Annotated in this window: 19 protein-coding genes and 1 tRNA gene; 8 read left to right on the plus strand and 12 right to left on the minus strand. The window is 70.9% G+C overall.

The window, feature by feature from the left end; translation table 11 throughout:
* Positions 1 to 110: 110 nt before the first annotated feature.
* The 3 genes from ACWDEN_RS31400 to ACWDEN_RS31410 form a co-directional block, all read right to left on the minus strand.
* Entirely contained in the window at positions 111 to 659 is a 549-nt protein-coding gene (locus ACWDEN_RS31400; RefSeq protein WP_450861205.1) for an RNA 2'-phosphotransferase, read from the minus strand.
* A 447-nt stretch (positions 660 to 1,106) separates the two neighbouring features.
* The gene (locus ACWDEN_RS31405) at positions 1,107 to 2,861 is read right to left on the minus strand and encodes an SDR family oxidoreductase (protein WP_450861207.1); all 1,755 of its coding nucleotides are present in this window, start codon (positions 2,859 to 2,861) and stop codon (positions 1,107 to 1,109) included.
* Positions 2,862 to 2,893: 32 nt separating this feature from the next.
* On the minus strand, positions 2,894 to 3,736 hold the full coding sequence (locus ACWDEN_RS31410) for a M24 family metallopeptidase (protein ID WP_450861209.1): 843 nt from the start codon (positions 3,734 to 3,736) through the stop codon (positions 2,894 to 2,896).
* A 267-nt stretch (positions 3,737 to 4,003) separates the two neighbouring features.
* On the opposite strand from ACWDEN_RS31410, the gene ACWDEN_RS31415 reads away from it, so the two are divergent.
* The 6 genes from ACWDEN_RS31415 (at position 4,004) to ACWDEN_RS31440 (ending at position 8,244) form a co-directional block, all read left to right on the plus strand.
* The gene (locus ACWDEN_RS31415; protein ID WP_351601208.1) at positions 4,004 to 4,984 is read left to right on the plus strand and encodes an ABC transporter ATP-binding protein; all 981 of its coding nucleotides are present in this window, start codon (positions 4,004 to 4,006) and stop codon (positions 4,982 to 4,984) included.
* A complete protein-coding gene (locus ACWDEN_RS31420) occupies positions 4,974 to 5,891 on the plus strand; it encodes an ABC transporter permease subunit (RefSeq protein ID WP_351600916.1) in 918 nt (305 codons plus the stop codon). Before ACWDEN_RS31415 ends, ACWDEN_RS31420 begins: the two co-directional genes overlap by 11 nt.
* Positions 5,888 to 6,799, plus strand: a complete 912-nt coding sequence (locus tag ACWDEN_RS31425) for an ABC transporter ATP-binding protein (RefSeq protein ID WP_351600913.1) — start codon at positions 5,888 to 5,890, stop codon at positions 6,797 to 6,799. Before ACWDEN_RS31420 ends, ACWDEN_RS31425 begins: the two co-directional genes overlap by 4 nt.
* Positions 6,800 to 6,809: 10 nt before the next feature.
* Positions 6,810 to 7,529, plus strand: a complete 720-nt coding sequence (locus ACWDEN_RS31430; RefSeq protein ID WP_351600910.1) for an ABC transporter permease — start codon at positions 6,810 to 6,812, stop codon at positions 7,527 to 7,529.
* A gap of 120 nt (positions 7,530 to 7,649) precedes the next feature.
* Positions 7,650 to 7,901 carry an SGM_3592 family protein gene (locus ACWDEN_RS31435; RefSeq protein WP_450861211.1) on the plus strand — a complete coding sequence of 84 codons (252 nt, stop codon included), beginning with the start codon at positions 7,650 to 7,652 and terminating at the stop codon, positions 7,899 to 7,901.
* Between the two features lie 255 nt (positions 7,902 to 8,156).
* A tRNA-Ser gene (locus ACWDEN_RS31440) sits at positions 8,157 to 8,244 on the plus strand.
* Positions 8,245 to 8,315: 71 nt separating this feature from the next.
* Here ACWDEN_RS31440 and ACWDEN_RS31445 read toward each other — a convergent pair.
* The 9 genes from ACWDEN_RS31445 to ACWDEN_RS31485 all read right to left on the minus strand — a co-directional run bounded on the left by ACWDEN_RS31445 (position 8,316) and on the right by ACWDEN_RS31485 (position 18,316).
* Positions 8,316 to 9,116 carry an HAD family hydrolase gene (locus ACWDEN_RS31445; protein ID WP_351600906.1) on the minus strand — a complete coding sequence of 267 codons (801 nt, stop codon included), beginning with the start codon at positions 9,114 to 9,116 and terminating at the stop codon, positions 8,316 to 8,318.
* The gene (gene serS, locus ACWDEN_RS31450) at positions 9,113 to 10,390 is read right to left on the minus strand and encodes a serine--tRNA ligase (RefSeq protein WP_351600904.1); all 1,278 of its coding nucleotides are present in this window, start codon (positions 10,388 to 10,390) and stop codon (positions 9,113 to 9,115) included. The genes ACWDEN_RS31445 and serS overlap by 4 nt, the downstream gene beginning before the upstream one ends.
* Positions 10,391 to 11,014: 624 nt before the next feature.
* On the minus strand, positions 11,015 to 11,947 hold the full coding sequence (gene pheA, locus ACWDEN_RS31455) for a prephenate dehydratase (RefSeq protein WP_351600901.1): 933 nt from the start codon (positions 11,945 to 11,947) through the stop codon (positions 11,015 to 11,017).
* 125 nt (positions 11,948 to 12,072) lie between these two features.
* Complete coding sequence (efeB, locus tag ACWDEN_RS31460; protein WP_450861214.1) at positions 12,073 to 13,356, minus strand: iron uptake transporter deferrochelatase/peroxidase subunit; 1,284 nt, start codon at positions 13,354 to 13,356, stop codon at positions 12,073 to 12,075.
* Positions 13,357 to 13,364: 8 nt separating this feature from the next.
* The gene (locus tag ACWDEN_RS31465) at positions 13,365 to 15,299 is read right to left on the minus strand and encodes a copper resistance CopC/CopD family protein (RefSeq protein ID WP_450861216.1); all 1,935 of its coding nucleotides are present in this window, start codon (positions 15,297 to 15,299) and stop codon (positions 13,365 to 13,367) included.
* Between the two features lie 16 nt (positions 15,300 to 15,315).
* Positions 15,316 to 15,819, minus strand: coding sequence for a copper chaperone PCu(A)C (locus tag ACWDEN_RS31470; protein ID WP_450861218.1), 504 nt, complete (start codon positions 15,817 to 15,819; stop codon positions 15,316 to 15,318).
* On the minus strand, positions 15,816 to 16,469 hold the full coding sequence (locus ACWDEN_RS31475) for an SCO family protein (RefSeq protein ID WP_450861220.1): 654 nt from the start codon (positions 16,467 to 16,469) through the stop codon (positions 15,816 to 15,818). The genes ACWDEN_RS31470 and ACWDEN_RS31475 overlap by 4 nt, the downstream gene beginning before the upstream one ends.
* Before the next feature lie 107 nt (positions 16,470 to 16,576).
* Positions 16,577 to 17,308 carry a YcnI family copper-binding membrane protein gene (locus ACWDEN_RS31480; protein ID WP_450861222.1) on the minus strand — a complete coding sequence of 244 codons (732 nt, stop codon included), beginning with the start codon at positions 17,306 to 17,308 and terminating at the stop codon, positions 16,577 to 16,579.
* A 153-nt stretch (positions 17,309 to 17,461) separates the two neighbouring features.
* Positions 17,462 to 18,316, minus strand: coding sequence for a hypothetical protein (locus tag ACWDEN_RS31485; RefSeq protein WP_450861223.1), 855 nt, complete (start codon positions 18,314 to 18,316; stop codon positions 17,462 to 17,464).
* 186 nt (positions 18,317 to 18,502) lie between these two features.
* Between ACWDEN_RS31485 and ACWDEN_RS31490 the strand changes: the two genes are divergently transcribed.
* Together ACWDEN_RS31490 and ACWDEN_RS31495 are read left to right on the plus strand one after the other, a co-directional pair.
* Complete coding sequence (locus ACWDEN_RS31490) at positions 18,503 to 18,949, plus strand: ATP-binding protein (protein ID WP_351600882.1); 447 nt, start codon at positions 18,503 to 18,505, stop codon at positions 18,947 to 18,949.
* A gap of 7 nt (positions 18,950 to 18,956) precedes the next feature.
* The gene (locus tag ACWDEN_RS31495; protein WP_351600880.1) at positions 18,957 to 19,520 is read left to right on the plus strand and encodes a GNAT family N-acetyltransferase; all 564 of its coding nucleotides are present in this window, start codon (positions 18,957 to 18,959) and stop codon (positions 19,518 to 19,520) included.
* The last annotated feature ends 4 nt before the right edge of the window (positions 19,521 to 19,524 follow it).

The raw sequence follows: 19,524 nt of genomic DNA on the forward strand, positions 1-19,524 counted from the left end.
GACTGACAGGGGACCAAACGGTCACCGAACGGGGTTGCTCCGCCACGGCCTGAACAGGATCAGCGCTTCGTGGTCGGCCGGGCAGCCGGGCAACGCCGGGATTCGCACCTTCAGTGCGGGTCCGGAAACCGCAGGTAGCGCGGGGGGACGGTCTTCGTCAGCCAGACGCCGTTGGCGCTCATGTGGAAGACGTGGCCGTCGCGGTGCATGGCTCCGGCGTCGACGGTGAGCACCACGGGACGGCCGCGCCGCGCGCCGACCCGGGTGGCGGTCTCGCGGTCGGCGGAGAGGTGGACGTCGTGCCGACGCATGGGCCTGAGGCCGTCCGCCCGGATCGCGTCGAGGTTGCGGGCCACGGTGCCGTGGTAGAGGTACGGCGGCGGGGTCGCCGGCGGCAGGCCGAGCTCGACCTCGATGCTGTGGCCCTGGCTGGCGCGGATGCGGCTGCCTTCGATCGCGAAGCGATGTTTGTCGTTGGCGGCCACCACGTGGTCCAGTTCCTCGCGTGTGAACGGGAAGCCGTGGGCGGCGGCCGCGGCGATCAGCGTGTCGATCTCGACCCAGCCGCCCTGATCGAGGGTGAGCCCGATGCGCTCCGGTTGGTGGCGCAGGTGTTTCGAGAGGTACTTCGACACCTTCACGGTGCGTCTTTCGTCCATGTGTCCAGGGTGCGGGAGAGACATGGATCACGCAGGTTATTTTCGTTCCCAGGTTTGGTCCACAAGCAAGTGGTGTTATCCACAGGGGAATTGACGAGTCTGTGGACAAGTAGTCTGTGGATCAGGGGGTTCGTGAAGCTCCTTGAGCCGACCGGCTCCTGAGGTCAGAGGATCCAACGCGGGTGTTCCGCACCTGCGTTCGGCTGCCAGTGCGATGAACTCGGAAACGTACTGTCGCCCAACAAGCCTTCACACAGCCCGGATCGGCCCAGCGGGAGAGGCGACGAAACCAAGTGTGCGAGGACTCTTGCGCAGGCTTCTCCACATCCAGGTGGGTGCGTAGAAGCAGCCACAACTCCCCACGGAGCGCGGGGAACTGCGCGGCCACCCACACAACGCACCCACACCCGGCGGCGGCCTCCCCCGCCACGGCGCGACCCCAGGTCCTCACACCTTCGGCTCCACCCGGGCCAGCCCCCTCAACGCCCCTGGAACAAAACGCGACAGGAGATGCGCCCCTCGCGCCTCCGGTGTCACCGGCACCACCGCCCTGTTGCGGGCCACGGCGTCCAGGATCGCCTCGGCTACCTTCTCCGGTGGGTAGTTGCGCAGGCCGTACAGGCGGGCCGAGCTCTTCTGGCGGCGGCGTTCCTCCGCCTCGTCCACACCGGCGAAGCGGGCCGTGGAGGTGATGTTCGTGTTGACGATGCCGGGACAGATGGCGCTCACCCCGATGCCCTGTCCGGCGAGTTCGGCGCGCAGGCACTCCGAGAGCATCAGCACCGCGGCCTTGGAGGTGCTGTAGGCGGGCAGGGCCCGGGAGGGCTGGAAGGCCGCCGCGGAGGCGGTGTTGACGATGTGGCCGCCCTGGCCGCGCTCGGCCATCCGCGCGCCGAAGAGCCGGCAACCGTGGATCACCCCCCAGAGATTGACGTCCAGGACCTTGCGCCAGTCCTCGGAGGTGGTGGCGAAGAAGGAGCCCGACAGCCCGATGCCCGCATTGTTGACCAGCACGTCCAGCACGCCGTACTCGCGGTGCACCTTCTCCGCGAGCTTCTCCATCGCCTGCTCGTCGGAGACGTCGGCCGTCTCCGCCCAGGCCTCGGGCGCGCCGATCAGCCGGGACAGCTCGGCGGTGCGGGCGGCGGCCTCGGCGTCGCGGTCGACGGCCACCACGCGCGCGCCGGCCTCCGCGAACGCGAACGCCGTGGCCCGGCCGATGCCGCTGCCGGCTCCGGTGATCAGGACCAACTGGCCGCCGAACCGGTCGGCGTGGCGGCCGGTGGCCTTCGGTTCGGGGCGGCCGCCGTCCACGGACATGATGAATTCCTCGATCCAGGAAGAGAGTTGATCAGGGCGGGTGCGCGGGACCCAGTGCTTGGCCGGGAGCGTGCGGCGGGTCAGCTGGGGCACCCACCGCTCCAGGTCGTCGTACAGACGCTCCGAGAGGAACGCGTCGCCCTGGGGCGTGATGAGTTGCACGGGCGCGTGCGCGTACGCGTCCGGGCGCGGCCTGAGCAGCCGGGCGCGGACGTTGTCCCGGTAGAGCCAGGCGCCGTGTGCCGCGTCGGAGGGCAGGGACGAGGTCGGGTAGTCGCCCCCCGGGACCTTCTCCACCCGCTGGAGGATCTTGGGCCAGCGTTTGCCGAGCGGTCCGCGCCAGGCCAGCTCCGGCAGGGCCGGTGTGTGCAGCAGGTACACGTACCAGGACTTGGCACCCTGGCCGAGGAGTTGGCCCACCCGGCGGGGCGTGGGACGCCGCACGCGCGCGTTGATCCAGTGTCCGAAGTGGTCCAGGGACGGGCCGGAGATCGAGGTGAAGGAGGCGATACGGCCCTCGGTGCGGCCGACCGTGGCGAACTCCCAGGACTGCACCGAGCCCCAGTCGTGCCCGACCAGGTGGACCGGCCGGCCCGGGCTGACCGCGTCCACGACGGCCAGGAAGTCGTCGGTGAGCTTGGGCAGCGTGAAGCCGCCGCGCAGCGGCCTGGGCGCCGTCGAACGGCCGTGGCCCCGGACGTCGTACAGGACCACGTGGAAGCGGTCGGCCAGGCGGACGGCGACCTCGGACCAGACCTCCTTGCTGTCCGGGTAGCCGTGCACCAGCACCACCGTGGGGTGCTCCGGATCGCCCAGCTCGGCCACGCACAGCTCGATCCCGCCGGTCGCCACCCGGCGCTCCCGCGCACCTTTCAGCGTCACGTCCGCCGTCGCTCCTCCCGACACGCCCGCCGTCACTTCTCCTCCGCCCAGCGCCGCACGTGCGGCAGATCGTCGTCCAGCCAGAACGCGCTCTGCTCGGGGTCCTTCGAGTCGGTGACCACCAGGATCTCCTCGAACTTCGCGCCCGTACCCCGGAAGCCGAGGTGCGGTTCGACCGCCCACAGGCCCGGCTGCGGCGGATGGTCGGAGAAGCGGTACGGCGACCACAGCGGGGACCAGCCCTCGCGGTGGCCGTGCAGCGCGTCGGCGGCCAGGCCCTTCAGGGACTGTGTACCGAAGCCGAACAGACGGGGGGAGAAGCGGCGCTGCTTCACGCGGTCCACCTTGTGGGCGATCACGCCGAAGGGGTACGCGCGATGCCGGTTGGCATAGCCCTGGCGGACCATGAGCCGGTCCACGTCCTCGTAGATCTCGCGCAGCGGGCGCCGCTCGCGCACCTCGCGCAGGATCAGCTCGCGGTGCGCCTCCAGGTCGGCCATCAGCCGGTCCTGGACCGGGTTGACGCCGAGCGAGCCCGAGTAGCCGATGTCCGCCGTGTATCCCTCGTAGACCGGGGCCATGTCCAGGATGAACGGCATCCCCGGCTCCAGGGCGCGGTCGGTGGGGAAGAACTGCAGGGGTATGCGGAAGTTCACGAACGCGGTGCGGTCGCCGAACCAGGCGAAGGGCAGGTGGAACCAGTCCCGCACCCCGCGCTCGCGCAGCCACTCCCGCTGCATGCGCGCCGCCCCGCGCTCGGTCACGCCCGGCTCCAGCCGCGCCGCGATCGCTTCCGCGCATTCGTAGGCGAGGCGCTGCACCCGCCTGAACCCCCGTAGCTGCACCGAGAGTTCGCTGCTCACTGCCGTCGTCATGCCGCCCCGTCCCGTCGCCGCGCCGACTCGTCCCGTCGATGCGCCGACTCGTCTGTGGACCGCTGTACTCGTCCGTAACTTGACACTGGTGAATGTGGCAGTTGTTAGAGGCGGCGTCAATAGGAGGGGTGACGGGCTGTGGAGAACCCGGGGTAACCCTGAGGCACGGCATCCCCTAGGGCCCCGTAATACCTGGGTCTGACGCGAAGACGGCTCTGAGGTCTGACGACCGGCGTGGCCTGAATCACTACCGTCGTAGGCGTGACTGTGATCGCGACCGAAAGCCTGAGCAAGCGGTTCCCCCGGGTGACCGCGCTCGACCGGCTGTCCGTGGACATCGGGCCCGGTGTGACCGGACTCGTCGGAGCCAACGGCGCCGGCAAGTCCACCCTGATCAAGATCCTGCTGGGTCTGTCCCCCGCCACGGAGGGCCGCGCCGAGGTGCTCGGCCTCGACGTCGCCACCAAGGGCGGCGCCATCCGCGAGCGCGTCGGCTACATGCCGGAACACGACTGCCTGCCACCGGACGTCTCGGCCACCGAGTTCGTCGTCCACATGGCGCGCATGTCCGGCCTGCCGCCCACCGCCGCGCGTGAGCGCACCGCGGACACCCTGCGCCACGTGGGTCTGTACGAGGAGCGCTACCGCCCCATCGGTGGCTACTCGACGGGCATGAAGCAGCGGGTCAAGCTGGCCCAGGCGCTGGTGCACGACCCGAAGCTGGTGTTCCTGGACGAGCCGACCAACGGCCTCGACCCGGTCGGCCGGGACGAGATGCTCGCACTGATCCGCCGCATCCACACCGAGTTCGGCATCTCGGTCCTGGTCACCTCCCACCTCCTCGGCGAACTGGAGCGCACCTGCGACCACGTCGTCGTCATCGACGGCGGCAAGCTCCTGCGCTCCAGCTCCACCACCGACTTCACCCAGACCACGACCACGCTCGCGATCGAGGTCACCGACAGCGACACCCACCCCGACGGCACCCGCGCGGTCCGCGACGCGCTCCACGCGCGCGGGGTGGAGACCGAGAACGAGGGCGCCGGACTCCCCGGCGCCGGACACATCCTGCTGCTGACCGCCCAGGGCGAGGAGACCTACGACGTGGTCCGGGACGTCGTCGCCGACCTCGGCCTCGGCCTGGTGCGCATGGAGCAGCGCCGGCACCACATCTCCGAGGTGTTCACCAGCAGCGCCGAGCACAGCGGCGACGAGCAGCGGAAGGAGGCCGTCCGCCATGGCGGTTGAGCGCCCTTTGCAGCCCCTGACCTCCCCCGCGGGCGACCAGACCCGCATCCACGACATCGGCTACCGCGGCTACGACGGCCCGCGCCTCGGCCGCGCCTACGCCCGCCGCTCGCTGTACTCGCAGTCCCTGCGCGGCGCCTACGGCCTCGGCCGCTCGGCCAAGTCCAAGGTGCTGCCGATGCTGCTCTTCGCGGTGATGTGCGTGCCCGCGGCCATCATGGTGGCCGTCGCGGTCGCCACCAAGGCGCACGAACTGCCGGTGGCCTACACCCGCTACGCGATCATGCTGCAGGCCGTGATCAGCCTGTACGTCGCCGCGCAGGCACCCCAGGCCGTGTCGCGTGACCTGCGTTTCAAGACCGTACCGCTGTACTTCTCGCGGCCCATCGAGACCGCCGACTACGTACGCGCCAAGTTCGCCTCGCTCGCCTCGGCGATCTTCATCCTGACCGCCGCTCCCCTGCTCGTGATGTACGTGGGCGCGCTGCTGTCCAAACTGGGTTTCGCCCACCAGACGAAGGAATTCGCCGAGGGACTGGTCTCCGTGGCCCTGCTCTCCCTGCTCTTCGCCGGCATCGGCCTGGTCATCGCCGCCGTCACCCCGCGCCGCGGCTTCGGTATCGCCGCCGTGATCGCGGTGATGGTCATCTCCTACGGAGCGGTCAGCACGCTCCAGGCCATCGCCAATGTGCAGAACCACACCTCCGCCATCCCCTGGATCGGCCTGTTCTCGCCCATCACGCTCATCGACGGCGTCCAGTCGGCCTTCCTGGGCGCGACCGCCCGCAACCCCGGAGCGGTCGACCCGTCGGCCGGTCAGGGCGTGGTCTACGTCCTGGTCGTGCTCGCCCTCATCGCCGGCAGCTACGGCCTGCTGATGCGCCGCTACAAGAAGGTGGGACTGTGACCACGCTCAGCATCGACCACGTCTCGCGTTGGTTCGGCAACGTGGTCGCCGTCAACGACATCACCATGACCATCGGCCCCGGCGTCACCGGCCTGCTCGGACCCAACGGCGCCGGAAAGTCCACACTGATCAACATGATGGCCGGCTTCCTCGCCCCCTCCACCGGCACGGTCACCCTCGACGGGCAGCCGGTGTGGCGCAACGAGCAGATCTACCGGCACATCGGCATCGTCCCCGAACGGGAGGCGATGTACGACTTCCTCACCGGCCGCGAGTTCGTCGTCGCCAACGCCGAGCTGCACGGTCTCGGCGAGAAAGCGGCCCAACGGGCGCTCGCCACGGTCGAGATGGAGTACGCGCAGGACCGGAAGATCTCCACGTACTCCAAGGGCATGCGGCAGCGCGTGAAGATGGCCAGCGCCCTGGTCCACGACCCGTCGCTGCTGCTGCTGGACGAGCCGTTCAACGGCATGGACCCGCGCCAGCGCATGCAACTGATGGACCTGCTGCGGAAGATGGGCGACGAGGGCCGCACGGTGCTGTTCTCCTCGCACATCCTCGAAGAGGTCGAACAGCTCGCCCGGCACATCGAGGTCGTCGTCGCGGGGAGGCACGCGGCCAGCGGCGACTTCCGCAAGATCCGCCGGCTGATGACCGACCGTCCGCACCGCTATCTGGTCCGCTCCAGCGACGACCGCGCCCTCGCGGCCGCGCTGATCGCCGACCCCTCGACGTCCGGCATCGAGGTCGACCTGACCGAGGGCGCGCTGCGCATCCAGGCCGTCGACTTCGGCCGCTTCACCGCCCTGCTGCCGCGGGTCGCCCGCGACCACGGCATCCGGCTGCTCACGGTCTCGCCGTCCGACGAGTCCCTGGAGTCCGTCTTCTCGTATCTGGTCGCGGCGTAGGAGGCCGAAGATGTACGACCCCACCGTCGCCCGGCTCACCTACCGGGCCCTGCTCGGCCGCCGCCGGGCCCTCATCCTCGGCGCACTGCCGCTGCTGCTGATCGTGATCTCCGTGGCCGTGCGCGGCCTGACCGGAGCCGACGACCAGACGGCCTCCGACGTGCTCGGCGGTTTCGCGATCGCCACGATGGTGCCGATCATCGGCGTCATCGCGGGCACGGGCGCGATCGGACCGGAGATAGACGACGGCTCCGTCGTCTATCTCCTGTCCAAGCCACTGAAGCGCCCGGCGATCATCTTCACCAAGCTGATCGTCGCCATCGCCGTGACCATGGTCTTCTCGGCCGTGCCGACCCTGATCGCGGGCCTGATCCTCAACGGCAACGGCCAGCAGGTCGCCGTCGCCTACATGATCGCCGCGCTGGTGTCCTCCATCGCCTACTCGGCGCTGTTCCTGCTGCTCGGCACGGTCTCCCGGCACGCGGTGGTCTTCGGGCTCGTCTACGCGCTGGTCTGGGAGGCGCTGTTCGGCTCACTGGTGCCCGGTGCGCGCACCCTCAGCGTCCAGCAGTGGTCGCTGGCCGTCGCCCACAAGGTCGTCGGCGGTGACCTGGTGACCTCGGACGTGAGCCTGCCCACGGCCACCGTGCTGCTGGTGGCGGTGACCGTGCTGGCCACCTGGTACGCCGGGCAGAAGCTGCGGACGCTGAAGCTGGCGGGCGAGGAGTAGGCACGACGGGGCTCCGGCCAGGCACAGCGGGGGCCCGCCCGGCTCCGGCGGCCTTGACGGCGACTTCACCTCGGTCCGGGCAGACTGGACAAAACCGGATGTACGGCTAGGAGGCCGGTGATGGCAGAGGAGACGCCGAGCGGCGACGGGCAGGGGCGGCCCGAGGGGTCCGGGGCTGACGTCTGGGACGGCCTGGTCCTGGACGAGGACTTCATACGGGGTGCCGAGACCTCCGAGCCGTCCGCCCGGGCCCGCATGCTCGCCGCCCGCTGGCGCGCCGAGGCCCCCGAGCCGCAGCCCTGGCGCTCGGACGAGCCGCCGGCGGGCTGGTTCTTCGGCAAGGCGCGCAGACGCAGGTGGCGTCGGCGGTAGCCGCGCGTCTTTTATTCGGTGGCAGCCAACTCGGCGGTGGGGCACAGTGGTTGTGCCCCATCCGCCGGGATCCTCCCGGCGTCGTGTACCGGGAGTGGAGGTGGGCGATGTCCATGCACGGCAGTACGCCCAGCTCCCGACAGGGCAGCCCGAGGCCGGCTCCGGAGTAGTCGCTACCCCTCCGTGGAGCCACGGGAGCTGCCCGGGGCGGCCGCTTCGAGCACGCGATGTCGCTCTCGCGTGGGCCGCCCACCCGGAGGATTGGCCGAGTGGTAAGGCACCGGTTTGCTAAACCGTGGTCGGGCCTGGAAAGCCCGCGCACGTTCGATCCGTGCATCCTCCGCGAGACGTTGTCACTGGGACGCCGCCCGGCCTGCCCGGGTCCGCGCCGCGGTTCCCGGCGGGAACCAGCTGCTAGGCCAGCAGTCGCTCCAGCACCACCGCTATGCCGTCCTCCTCGTTGGAGGAGGTCACCTCGTCGGCCACCGCGCGGAGTTCCTCGTGGGCGTTGGCCATGGCCACGCCGCGGGACGCCCAGGCGAACATCGGGATGTCGTTGGGCATGTCGCCGAAGGCGATCGTGTCCGCGGCCTTCAGGCCGAGGCGGCGGGCCGCCAGGGAGAGGCCCGTGGCCTTGGACAGACCCAGCGGTAGCAGCTCCACAATGCCCTCGCCCGCCATGGCCACGGTGACGAAACCGCCGGCGGCCTGCCGGGCGGCCTCCGCCAGCTCGTCGTCGCCCATCGTCGGATGCTGTATGTAGATCTTGTTGAGCGGAGCCGTCCAGAGGTCGGACGCGTCCGTGAAGGGGGTCGCCGGGAGCTTGCCGGTGACCGCGTAGCCCGGGCCGACCAGCACCTCGCCGTCGAGGCCGTCCCGGCTGGCCGCGAGGTACAGCGGCCCCACCTCGGCCTCGATCTTGGCCAGGGCCACACCCGCCAGCTGCCGGTCCAGGGTGACCGAGGTCAGCAGGCGGTGCGCCCCGGCGTCGTAGACCTGCGCGCCCTGGCCGCAGACGGCGAGGCCCCGGTAGCCGAGGTCGTCCAGGATGTGCCGGGTCCAGGGGACCGCGCGGCCGGTGACGACGATGTGGGCCGCGCCCGCCGCGGTGGCCGCGGCGAGCGCGTCTCGGGTGCGTTGCGAGACCGACTCGTCGGAGCGCAGGAGCGTTCCGTCGAGGTCGGTCGCGATCAGCCGGTAGGGCAAGCCGGTCACTTGGCGACCGGCTCCAGGACCTCCCGGCCGCCCAGGTACGGACGCAGCACTTCGGGGACGCGGACGGAGCCGTCGGCCTGCTGGTGGTTCTCCAGGATCGCCACGATCGTGCGCGGTACGGCGCACAGTGTGCCGTTGAGCGTGGCGAGCGGCTTGACCTGCTTGCCGTCGCGGACGCGGATCGACAGGCGGCGGGACTGGAACTCGGTGCAGTCCGAGGTCGAGGTCAGCTCGCGGTACTTGCCCTGGGTCGGGATCCACGCCTCGCAGTCGAACTTGCGGGCGGCCGAGGCACCGAGGTCACCGGAGGCGACGTCGATCACGCGGAAGGGCAGCTCCAGCGAGGTCAGCCACTGCTTCTCCCACTCCAGCAGCCGCTGGTGCTCGGCCTGGGAGTCCTCGGGGGCGACGTACGAGAACATCTCGACCTTGTCGAACTGGTGCACACGGAAGATGCCCCGCGTGTCCTTGCCGTGCGAGCCGGCCTCGCGGCGGAAGCAGGGCGAGAAGCCCGCGTACCGCAGGGGCAGCTTGTCGGCGTCGAGGATCTCGTCCATGTGGTACGCGGCCAGCGGGACCTCGGAGGTGCCGACCAGGTACAGGTCGTCCTTGTCGAGGTGGTAGACGTCCTGGGCCGCCTGGCCGAGGAAGCCGGTGCCCGCCATGGACTGCGGGCGCACCAGCGCAGGGGTGAGCATCGGCGTGAAGCCGGCCGCGGCGGCCTGCGCCATCGCCGCGTTCACCAGCGCCAGCTCCAGCAGGGCGCCGACACCGGTGAGGAAGTAGAAGCGGGAGCCGGAGACCTTGGCGCCGCGCTCGACGTCGATCGCGCCGAGCAGCTGGCCGAGCTCCAGGTGGTCCTTGGGCTCGAAGCCCTCGGCGCCGAAGTCGCGGATCGTGCCGTGCGTCTCCAGCGTGACGAAGTCCTCCTCGCCGCCGACGGGCACGTCGGGGTGGACGAGGTTGCCGAGCTGGACCAGCAGCTCCTGGGTCTCGGCGTCGGCCGCGTCGCGCTCGGCGTCGGCGGCCTTGACGTCGGCGGCGAGCTGGCTCGCCCGCTTCAGCAGCTCGGCCTTCTCGTCGCCGGTGGCCTTGGGGATGAGCTTGCCGAGCTGCTTCTGCTCGGCGCGCAGCTCGTCGAAGCGGACGCCGGAGGACCTGCGCCGCTCGTCGGCAGACAGGAGGGAGTCGACGAGCGCGACGTCCTCTCCACGGGCGCGCTGGGACGCGCGCACACGGTCGGGGTCCTCACGGAGCAGGCGAAGGTCAATCACGAGGCCAAGGCTACCGGTGCGGGCTTGCCACTCACGACTCCCTATTCCACGGACTCCGGATTCACCACTTTTGTCGCTTACGTTCCGTTATGCGGTAATTGCAGAACGTGTCGGAAGATATCGGAACGCGTCACAAAGCGTCGGAATGCGTCGTGACGCGTCGGAACAAGCCGTCAAGGACGAGTGTCTCACTCCCTGGGACGGGGCAGTGTTCCGGCGCCGGGTTGACCGGATTTCCTTGTGGAGAACGGCACTTCGCGGGCCCGCTGTCCACAGCCGTCCACACCCTCCCAAGAGTTATCCACAGCCTGTGTGGAAGATCTGTGGACTTCGGAATTGATCACTCCGGATCATCGTGACGGACTCAAGAATTCCCAGGACAAACCCATGTCACACCCACTTTTGAGTGGAAAGGGGTCGCTCCAAAAGATGAATCAACGGAAACGAGTGGACGAAGGGTGAGGTGCAGGATGGTGGCCGCATCAGGGGCGCAAGCGGAGATTTGTCGACCGGCTCACACACCCTTGTCGACTTGTCCCCAGGTCGAGAAGCTGACCTGTGGATAACTTCTGTGGATAACGAAGATATGCAGGTAGTACTGGCCGGAAGCAGCCTACGGCCGCCTCAGAACCGGCCGTCCTGGCAGCGCGCCACCCAGTCCGCCGCGACCATGAACTCCTCGTCCGACGTCCCCGGCCGGGTCCCCGGAGCCTTGTCCGGCCCGATGTCCGCACGCGGATAGGAGCCGAGGAAACGCACCTGCAGACAGATCCGCTTCAGACCCATCAGCGCCTCCGCCATCCGCCGGTCGGAGATATGGCCCTCGGCGTCGATGCAGAAGCAGTAGTTGCCGATGCCGGCGCCGGTCGGCCTGGACTGCAGCAACATGAGGTTGATGCCGCGCGAGGCGAACTCGCCGAGCAGGTCCCGCAGCGCGCCGGGGTGGTCGTCGCGCTGCCACAGCACCACCGAGGTCTTGTCGGCGCCGGTCGGCGCGGCGGGCCGGGCCGGGCGGCCGACCAGCACGAACCGGGTCTGCGCGTTCTCCGCGTCGTGGATGCCGGTCTCCAGGGCCTCGAGGCCGTACCGGGCGGCGGCGAACTCGCCCGCGAAGGCGGCGTCGTAGCGGCCCTCCTGGACCAGGCGGGCCGCGTCCGCGTTGGAGGCGGCCGACTCCCAGTGCGCGTCCGGGAGGTGCCCCCGCATCCAGTTGCGCACCTGCGGCTGGGCCGCCGGATGGGCGGAGACCGTCTTGATGTCCGTGAGCTTCGTGCCGGGCCGGACCAGCAGCGCGAAGGTGATCGACAGCAGCACCTCGCGGTAGATCGTCAGCGGTTCGCCCGCGACCAGCTCGTCCAGGGTGGTGGTGATGCCGCCCTCGACGGAGTTCTCGATCGGCACGAACGCGGCCTCGGCCTCGCCGGCCCGCACCGCGTCCAGCGCGGACTGCACCGACACATAGGGGACGAGCTCCCGGGTGGCCGCTTCCGGGAGGGTCCGCAGGGCGACTTCGGTGAAGGTGCCCTCGGGGCCGAGATATGCATAGCTCGCTGGCATGTCCTCACCCTAATGGCGCCACGGCGAGCCGTCCCCTCTGTCTCACGACAGCCACTCGACCGGGTGGTTTGACGCCGGAAAGCCCAGCAGAACCCGTAAACCCCGTAACCCCGGCGGACTCCGGGCTAGCCCTCCAGCAGCCGTTGCCCCACGTACTCGCCCGTCGCCGCCCCGCCCGGCACCGCGAACAGGCCGCTCGCCTCGTGCCGGATGTACTGCGACAGCGCGTCGCCCCGGTCGAGCTTGCGCTGCACCGGGACGAAGCCGCGCAGCGGGTCGGCCTGCCAGCAGACGAAGAGCAGACCGGCGTCGGGCGTGCTGTCCGTGTCGAAGCCGTCGTGGTAGGAGAAGGGGCGCCGCAGCATGGCCGCGCCGCCGTTCCTGTCGGGCCGGGTGATCCGGGCGTGGGCGTTGAGGGGGACGACGTACTCGCCCTTGGCGTCGGCCTTCTCCAGGTCCATCGGGGTCGTCTCGTCGCCCCCGGACAGCGGCGCTCCGTCGGACTTCCGGCGGCCGATGACCGCCTCCTGGGCCGGCACCGACAGCTTCTCCCAGTCGTCGAGGAGCATGCGGATGCGGCGTACGACGGCGTAGGAGCCGTTCGCCATCCAGGCCGGCTCGCCCGGGGAGGGCACGAAGATCCGCCGGTCGAAGTCGGGGTCGGCCGGCCTGGGATTGCGGGTGCCGTCCAGCTGGCCCATGAGGTTGCGGGCGGTCATGGGGTGCGCGGTGGCGCCCGGGGTGCGGTTGAAGCCGTTCATCTGCCAGCGCAGCCGGGCCGCGCCGCCCGCGTCCTTCTGGATCGCGCGCAGGGCGTGGAAGGCGACCAGGGCGTCGTTCGCACCGATCTGCACCCACAGGTCGCCGTCGCTGCGCGCCTTGTCGAGATGGTCGGAGGAGAAGTCCGGCAGCGGGTCCAGCGCGCTCGGCCGCTGCTGCTCCAGACCGGTCCTGCCGAAGAAGGAGTGGCCGAAGCCGAAGGTGATCGTCAGCGAGGAGGGACCGGCGTCGCGGGCCACATCGGTGTCGTCGTGCGGCGCCGCCTCGCCCGCCATCAGCCGCTCGGCGGTCGTGGACCAGCGGCGCAGCAGGGCCGTGGCCTCCTTGCGTCCGGCGCCCGCGACCAGGTCGAAGGCGGCGAGGTGGCCGCGCGCCTGGAGGCCCTCGGTGATGCCGGGCTGATGTTTCCCGTGAAACATCGCCCGATCGGAGCCCACCGAGCTCAGCGGGGTGGCCGGGGCGGGCGCGGCGGCATAGCCCACGGCCCCGCCGGCCGCGCCGAGAACGAGCCCGGTGGCGCCCGCGGTGCCGAGCAGGGCGCGCCGGGAGAGGCCCGCGCCGTTGCCGTAAGTGGCCTCCGGCGCGGGGGACTCGGGCGTACGGGCCTGGGGGACGGACTGGTCGGGCATGGTGTCGTTCAGCCGATCTGCGCGTTCTTGGAGACGGTCACCTGGTCGATGTCGGAGGTCCGCACGGTGACGGCGATCTTCCAGTCGCCGGCCATGGGGATCTGCACTCCGCTCGCCGACCAGTGGCCGGTGGTGATGCGGTCGGGGGTCACCGGGAGCGGGCCGATCTTCTTGGCCTCGAGGGTGAAGGCCACCTTCACCTCGGGGATGTCGAAGGCCCGGCCGCCCGGCCGCTGGACGTACACATGCATCTCGTTGCCACCCACACGCGCGGGGTCGAGGTCGATGCTGACGACGCCCTTGCCGTCGGTGCCGCCGGTGTCGAAGGGCATGTCCAGGGTCAGCGCGCCGTTGGAGGGCGCCGTGGCCGAGGCGGAGGAGGACGAGGAGGCCGCCTTGGCGTCCAGTTCGGTGCGGCCCGGCTCGGTCTGGGTCAGCCAGGTGGTCACGGCGAGCAGCACGACCGCGACACCGGCTTCGGCGAGCACCGTACGGCGCAGCCCGAAGCGGTTCGCGTCGCCGTCCCGCAGCCGCTTCTGCCGGGCGACGTCCATCGCGGCCCGCTGCCGGGCGAGCTGGGCGGCACGCTGGGAGTCACCGGAGCCGGTGTTCTTTCCGGCCGCCTTCGCCGCGGTGACGCGCTCCTTATCGGCCTCCCCGCTCTCGGCCTCCCCGTCGGCGTCGGCCATGGCGGCGTTGTCGGCGAGCCGCCCCGTCCACCGTCGTGAGATCGAGGCGATGCCGACCAACAGCGCCACCAGCCCGATCTTGACCAGCAGCAACTGCCCGTAGCGGGTGTCGGTGAACGCCGACCAGGCGCCCAGCTGCCGCCAGGACTGGTAGATACCGGTGGCGACGAGCACGACGACGGAGCCGAAGGCCAACCGTGAGAAGCGCCGGACGGCGGCGGACTCCACCGGTGTCTCGGCGGGCGCCCGGTACAGGGCGACCAGCAGGGCGGTGAGCCCGCCCAGCCAGGTGGCGACGGCGAGCAGGTGGACGACGTCGACGGGCATGGCGATGCCCGGCTGGAGCCCGACCGAGGCGTGCTCGGCCATGGCCCAGCTGCTCGCGAGGCCCGCCGCGACGACCACGCCGCCGATGGCGAGCCCGAAGGTGAGATCGCGCTTCTCCTGGCCCTCGCCGCGCTTGGTGTAGGCACCGAAGAGGACGGCGATGAACAGCGCGGCGGCGGCGAGCAGCAGCAGCCGGGAGACCAGCGTCGCGCCGGTCTTGGTCTGCAGCACCTGGCCCAGCAGTCCGAGGTCGAAGACGTCGGCGAGCTTCCCGGAGGTGGTGTACGAGCCGCGCAGGAGCAGCAGCCACAGGGTGGCCGCTGTCAGCGTGAGCCAGCCGCCGACCACCAGCCGCTGCAGGGCCCGTACGCCCGCGCCGCGCTGCCAGCAGGCGAGCACGAAGGCCGCGCCGCCGGCGAGCACGATGAACCCGGCGTACGACGCGTACCGCCCGATCGCGTAGAGCCCGCCCACGGCTCCGCCGCCCGCGACCGGCCCGGTGCCGGAGACCACGGTCTGCGAGGGCGCCCCGATGGAGAAGGTGTAGGCGCCGGAGACGGGGTGGCTGTCGGCCGAGACGACCTGGTAGGTCACCGTGTAGGTGCCGTTGCCCAGACCGCTCCTGAGCTTCACGGCGTACGTCGTCCCGCTCAGGTTGGCCGGTGTGCCGGTCTGGACCGGCTTGCCCCGGGGGTCGAGGACGCGCAGGGAGTCGTCGTTCATCGCCACCTTCTCGGAGAAGGTGAGCGCCACCTGGGCGGGTGCCTGCTTGACCACCACCCCCTGTGCAGGGTCGCTGCCGGTCAGGGCCGCGTGCGCGGAGGCCGGTCCGGCACCCGCGAGCAGTGCGCCCATGACGGCGAGGAGCAGCAGCACCAGGGTGCGCAGGCTGCCCCGGTGTCCCGTGGGGGTGATGGTCCGCGTCACGGTGTCGGTCCCTCCCTCAGTGGCCGGTCGACGGGTTGTACGTGGCGGACTTCACCGGCATCTCGACGGTGAGGGGCCCGGACTTGGTGAAGGTGAGCTTCACGGTGACCGTCTGGCCCTGCTTCGGCTTGCGCTTCAGCTTCTCGAACATCAGATGGTTGCCGCCGCTTTTGAACACGAGTTGACCGTGGGCGGGTATGGCGAAGGAGCTCTGCTCCCGCATGGCGCCGCCCATGGTGCTGTGCATGGTGATCTGGCCGGCGACGTCACTGGTCACCGAGGTCAGCTCGTCCCCGGCGCCGCCCTTGTTGGTGATCGTCAGAAAGCCGGCGGCCATGTCGGCGGAGACCGGCTGCGGTATGTAGGGCCCGCTCACCGACAGTTCGGCCTTCGACGACCCGGACCCCGACCCGGAGCCGGAGTCCGAGCCGGAGCCGGAGTGCGAGCCCGAGCAGCCCGCGAGGGCCAGGGCGCCGGCGAGCGCGGCGGCCGTGGTGAGGAGGGCAGAGCGGCGCCTCACGGATTCGCCCCCTTGACGAGCTTGGGCAGGTCCTTGGTGTAGTCGTCGACCGTGGCGTCCTCGCCGTAGAGGACGTAACCGCCGTTCGTCTTCGGGGAGAAGGCGATGACCTGGGTGCCGTGGACGGAGACGAGCTTGCCGTTCTTGTCCTTCGTCGTCGGCTCCACGGAGATGCCGACGGAGCGGGCGCCGGCCTGGATGGTGGCGAAGTCCCCGGTCAGGCCGATGAACTGCGGGTCGATGCCCTTGAGCCACTTGCCCAGCTCGGCCGGGGTGTCGCGGCCGGGGTCGGTGGTGACGAACACGACCCGCAGGTCGTTCTGCTCGGCCTGGGGCAGCGCCTTCTTGGCGACGGCGATGTTGCTCATCGTCGTCGGGCAGATGTCGGGGCAGTGGGTGTAGCCGAAGTACAGCAGGGTCGGCCGGCCCTTGGTCTCCTGGCGGAGGTCGTACTTCTTGCCGTGCGTGTCGGTGAGGACCAGGTCCGGCTTTTCGAAGGGCTGGTCGAGGACCGTGGCGGGCCTGGCCGAGCCGGACTCCTCCGAGACCACGGAGACCGGCGACTTGTCGTCGTTCCCGCTGCCGCAGGCGGAGAGGGTCAGGGTGGCGGCGGCGAGCAGCGCGGCCGCGGCGAACGTCTTCTTGCGCATAGAGAAATGTCCCAGATGTGAGTAATCCGGCGCGCACCGGGGGTCGTACGACGGCCAGGACAGCGTCGCACGCGCCGTACGCCCCCCGGTGCGCGGTCCGGTCCGGTCTAGGCGGTCCGGCGGCGGCCGGCGAGGACGCCGTAGGCGACGCCCGCGACGCCGACGACGATGCCGACCACGGCGAGCACGCGCGCGGTGGTGTCGGTGTCATGGGAGTCGGTGGCGGCGGCCGCGTTCGCGGTCCTGTCGGAGGCGCCCGCGGCGCTCGCCGTGCCGTGGTGGTCGTCGGTCGCGGCGGACAGCTCGAGCACCGGCGCCGGGTTCTCCGGCTCGTCCTGCCCGGCCTGCGGCACCTCGATCCAGCGCACGACCTCCTTGTTGGAGTACGTCTGGATCGCCTTGAAGACGAGGTGGTCGGTGTTCTCGGGCAGGGCGCCGAGGGAGAGCGGGAACTTCTGGAAGTAGCCGGGCTGGATGCCCTTGCCGTCGGCGGCGGTCCAGGTGACCTTGGTGACGGCCTCGTCGATCTTCTCGCCGTGCATGGTCAGCGGCTTGTCCAGCTTGGACTTGGTGACCTGCACGTTCCAGCCGGCGACGGGCTCGGGCATGACCGAGGCGAGCGGGTGGTCGGCCGGGAAGCTGACCTCGATCCTGGTGGTCGAGGCGTTGTCGCGCTCGTTGGGGACCTTGAAGTCGACGACCGCGTATCCGCCCTTGGCCGCGGCGCCCTCCGGCTGCACGGAGACGTGTGCGAAGGCGGGGACGGACAGCGCCAGTACGGCCGTGCCCGCGACGCCGGCGGCGGCAAGGGCACGGGAAGCGATACGAGAAGCCTGCATGGCAGGAGCACTCCACTCTGAGAGTTCTGGTGACGACGAGAGGTACGCGTGCGCGTGGCCGTGCCCTTGGGTGGGCTCACGGTGCGCACGCGCGCGTGCCGCGCGACGGCGGCAGTCCTCTCCCCGCGTCGGTGGAGTGGTGCGCGCGTCGCGTCAGGCGGCGAGACGGAAGCCGGCGGCGGGCGGGCCGCGCCGGATCACCGTGTGCTGGAGTGCGGTGGTGTGCGGGCCGGGCGCCTCGTCCCGGGCGGTACGACGGCCGCGCGGGAGGAGCCGCGGGGCGGGCAGCAGCCCGGCGCACAGGGCGCGCGCCAGCGCGAGGGCAGCGCGCAGGGACCGTACGAGCGCCCCCTCGGTGACTCCGTGCGCCGACAGTTCGATCAGACGCAGCAGCGCCAGGTCGCCGCGGCGCAGCAGCCAGCCCGCGGCGACGGCCGCGAGGACGTGGCCGAGCAGCATCGGCAGCGAGGGCAGCAGCGCGGCGGAGGGGCCGGTGGCGTCGTACGCGTGGTGCATGCCGCCCACGACCGCCACGGGGCGGCCCGAGCGGTCGACGAGGTGCGCGGCGAGCAGCAGATGGAAGGCGCGCCCCGGGGTCAGGGCGGTCGGGCTCGCCCCGCACAGCAGCCGCGCGGCCTGCTCGACCAGCGCGGTGTCGCTGAGCGAGGAGACCGCCGAGCCGGTGGAGTTCATCGACCCCGTCGCCATCCCCCCGGCGGCCATGGCGGTCCCGTGCTGGCCCAGCCCGAACAGCGTGTGCAGCGCGGTCTGGCCGAGCGCGAGGAGCGCGGCGATGCCCGGCAGCGAGCGGGTCCGCCCGGCGAGCGGCACCACGAGCAGCAGACAGCCGAGGAAGCCCGCGCCCAGCGTCCACAGGGGCACGCCCGCGCAGGAGGCGAGGGTGTGCCCGCACGCGGCCAGCGCGACGCAGACCGCGGCGAACACCGCGGCCCGCAGGATCCGGAGCCCGGCTCCGGGATGCGCCGTGCGCGGGTGGGGGGCAGTCATGGCGGCCTCATCATCGCACTGCGCCGACGGGCCTCCTGCGGCAGGGCCGGGAGAACGCCCCTCATACACCGATTCCTCCCCGAGCGCATCGGCTGTATGGGCGGAGTCACGTCAACTGTGTGCTTACGGCCCTCTACGGGCGGCAATACGTATCGGTATGTCGTTCCGCGGCCAGGAGGCTGGAGCATGAGCATCTGGTGGTCACTCCATCTGCGCCGCGAGGCAGCGAGCGTGCCGCTCGCCCGGCGGCTGTTGATCGGCACCATGGAGACGGCGGGCGTCGACCCCGAGATCTCCTACGACCTGTCCGTCGCCCTGACCGAGGCCTGCGCGAACGCCGTCGAGCACGGCGGGAACACGCCGCACGGCGGCTCCTCGGAGGCGTACCGGGTGACCGCGTATCTCGACGGCGAGAAGTGCCGTATCGAAGTGGCCGATTCCGGGCCGGGGTTCGCCCGTACCCAGGAGCTGCGGCCCGCCCGCGCGGACGCCGAGCACGGCCGCGGGCTCTGTCTCATCCGGGAACTCGCCGACCACGTCCACATCGGCGCCAAGCCCGGCCGGGGCGGCACGGTGGTCAGCTTCGACAAGATCCTCAAATGGACGAAGGATCCCTCACTGCTGACGGCATAGTGAGGGCATGGAGATCGAGAGCGGCGACATAGCGACCGGGGTGACGCTGCGGCTTCTGGCCCGGGCCGACGCGGGCGCGCTGAGCGCGGCCTACGTGGACAATCGTGAGCACCTGCGGCCGTGGGAGCCGCGCCGGCCGGAGTCCTTCTTCACCGAGGCGGGACAGCGGGAGCGGATCGACGGGCTGCTGGGGCTGTACTCCGGCGGTGCCGCGGTGCCGCTGGTGTTCCAGGCGGCGGACGGGCGGATCGTCGGGACCATCACCCTGACCGGGATCGTCCGGGGGCCTTTCTGCAGTGCCTCCCTCGGCTACTGGGTGGCCGCCGACCAGCAGAAACGCGGCCTGGCCACGGCCGCGGTGGAGCGGGTCTGCCGGATCGCGCGGGACACGGTGGGGCTGCACCGGATCGAGGCCTCCACGCTGGTCGGCAACACCGGATCGCAGCGGGTGCTCGCGAAGTGCCGCTTCGAACCGATCGGCATGGCCCCGGACTACCTGCACATCGACGGGGAGTGGCGGGACTGCCGGCTGTTCCAGCGGATCCTGCACGACCGCGATCCCGCCTTGTGACGAG

Source organism: Streptomyces sp. NPDC001153, from assembly GCF_053598315.1.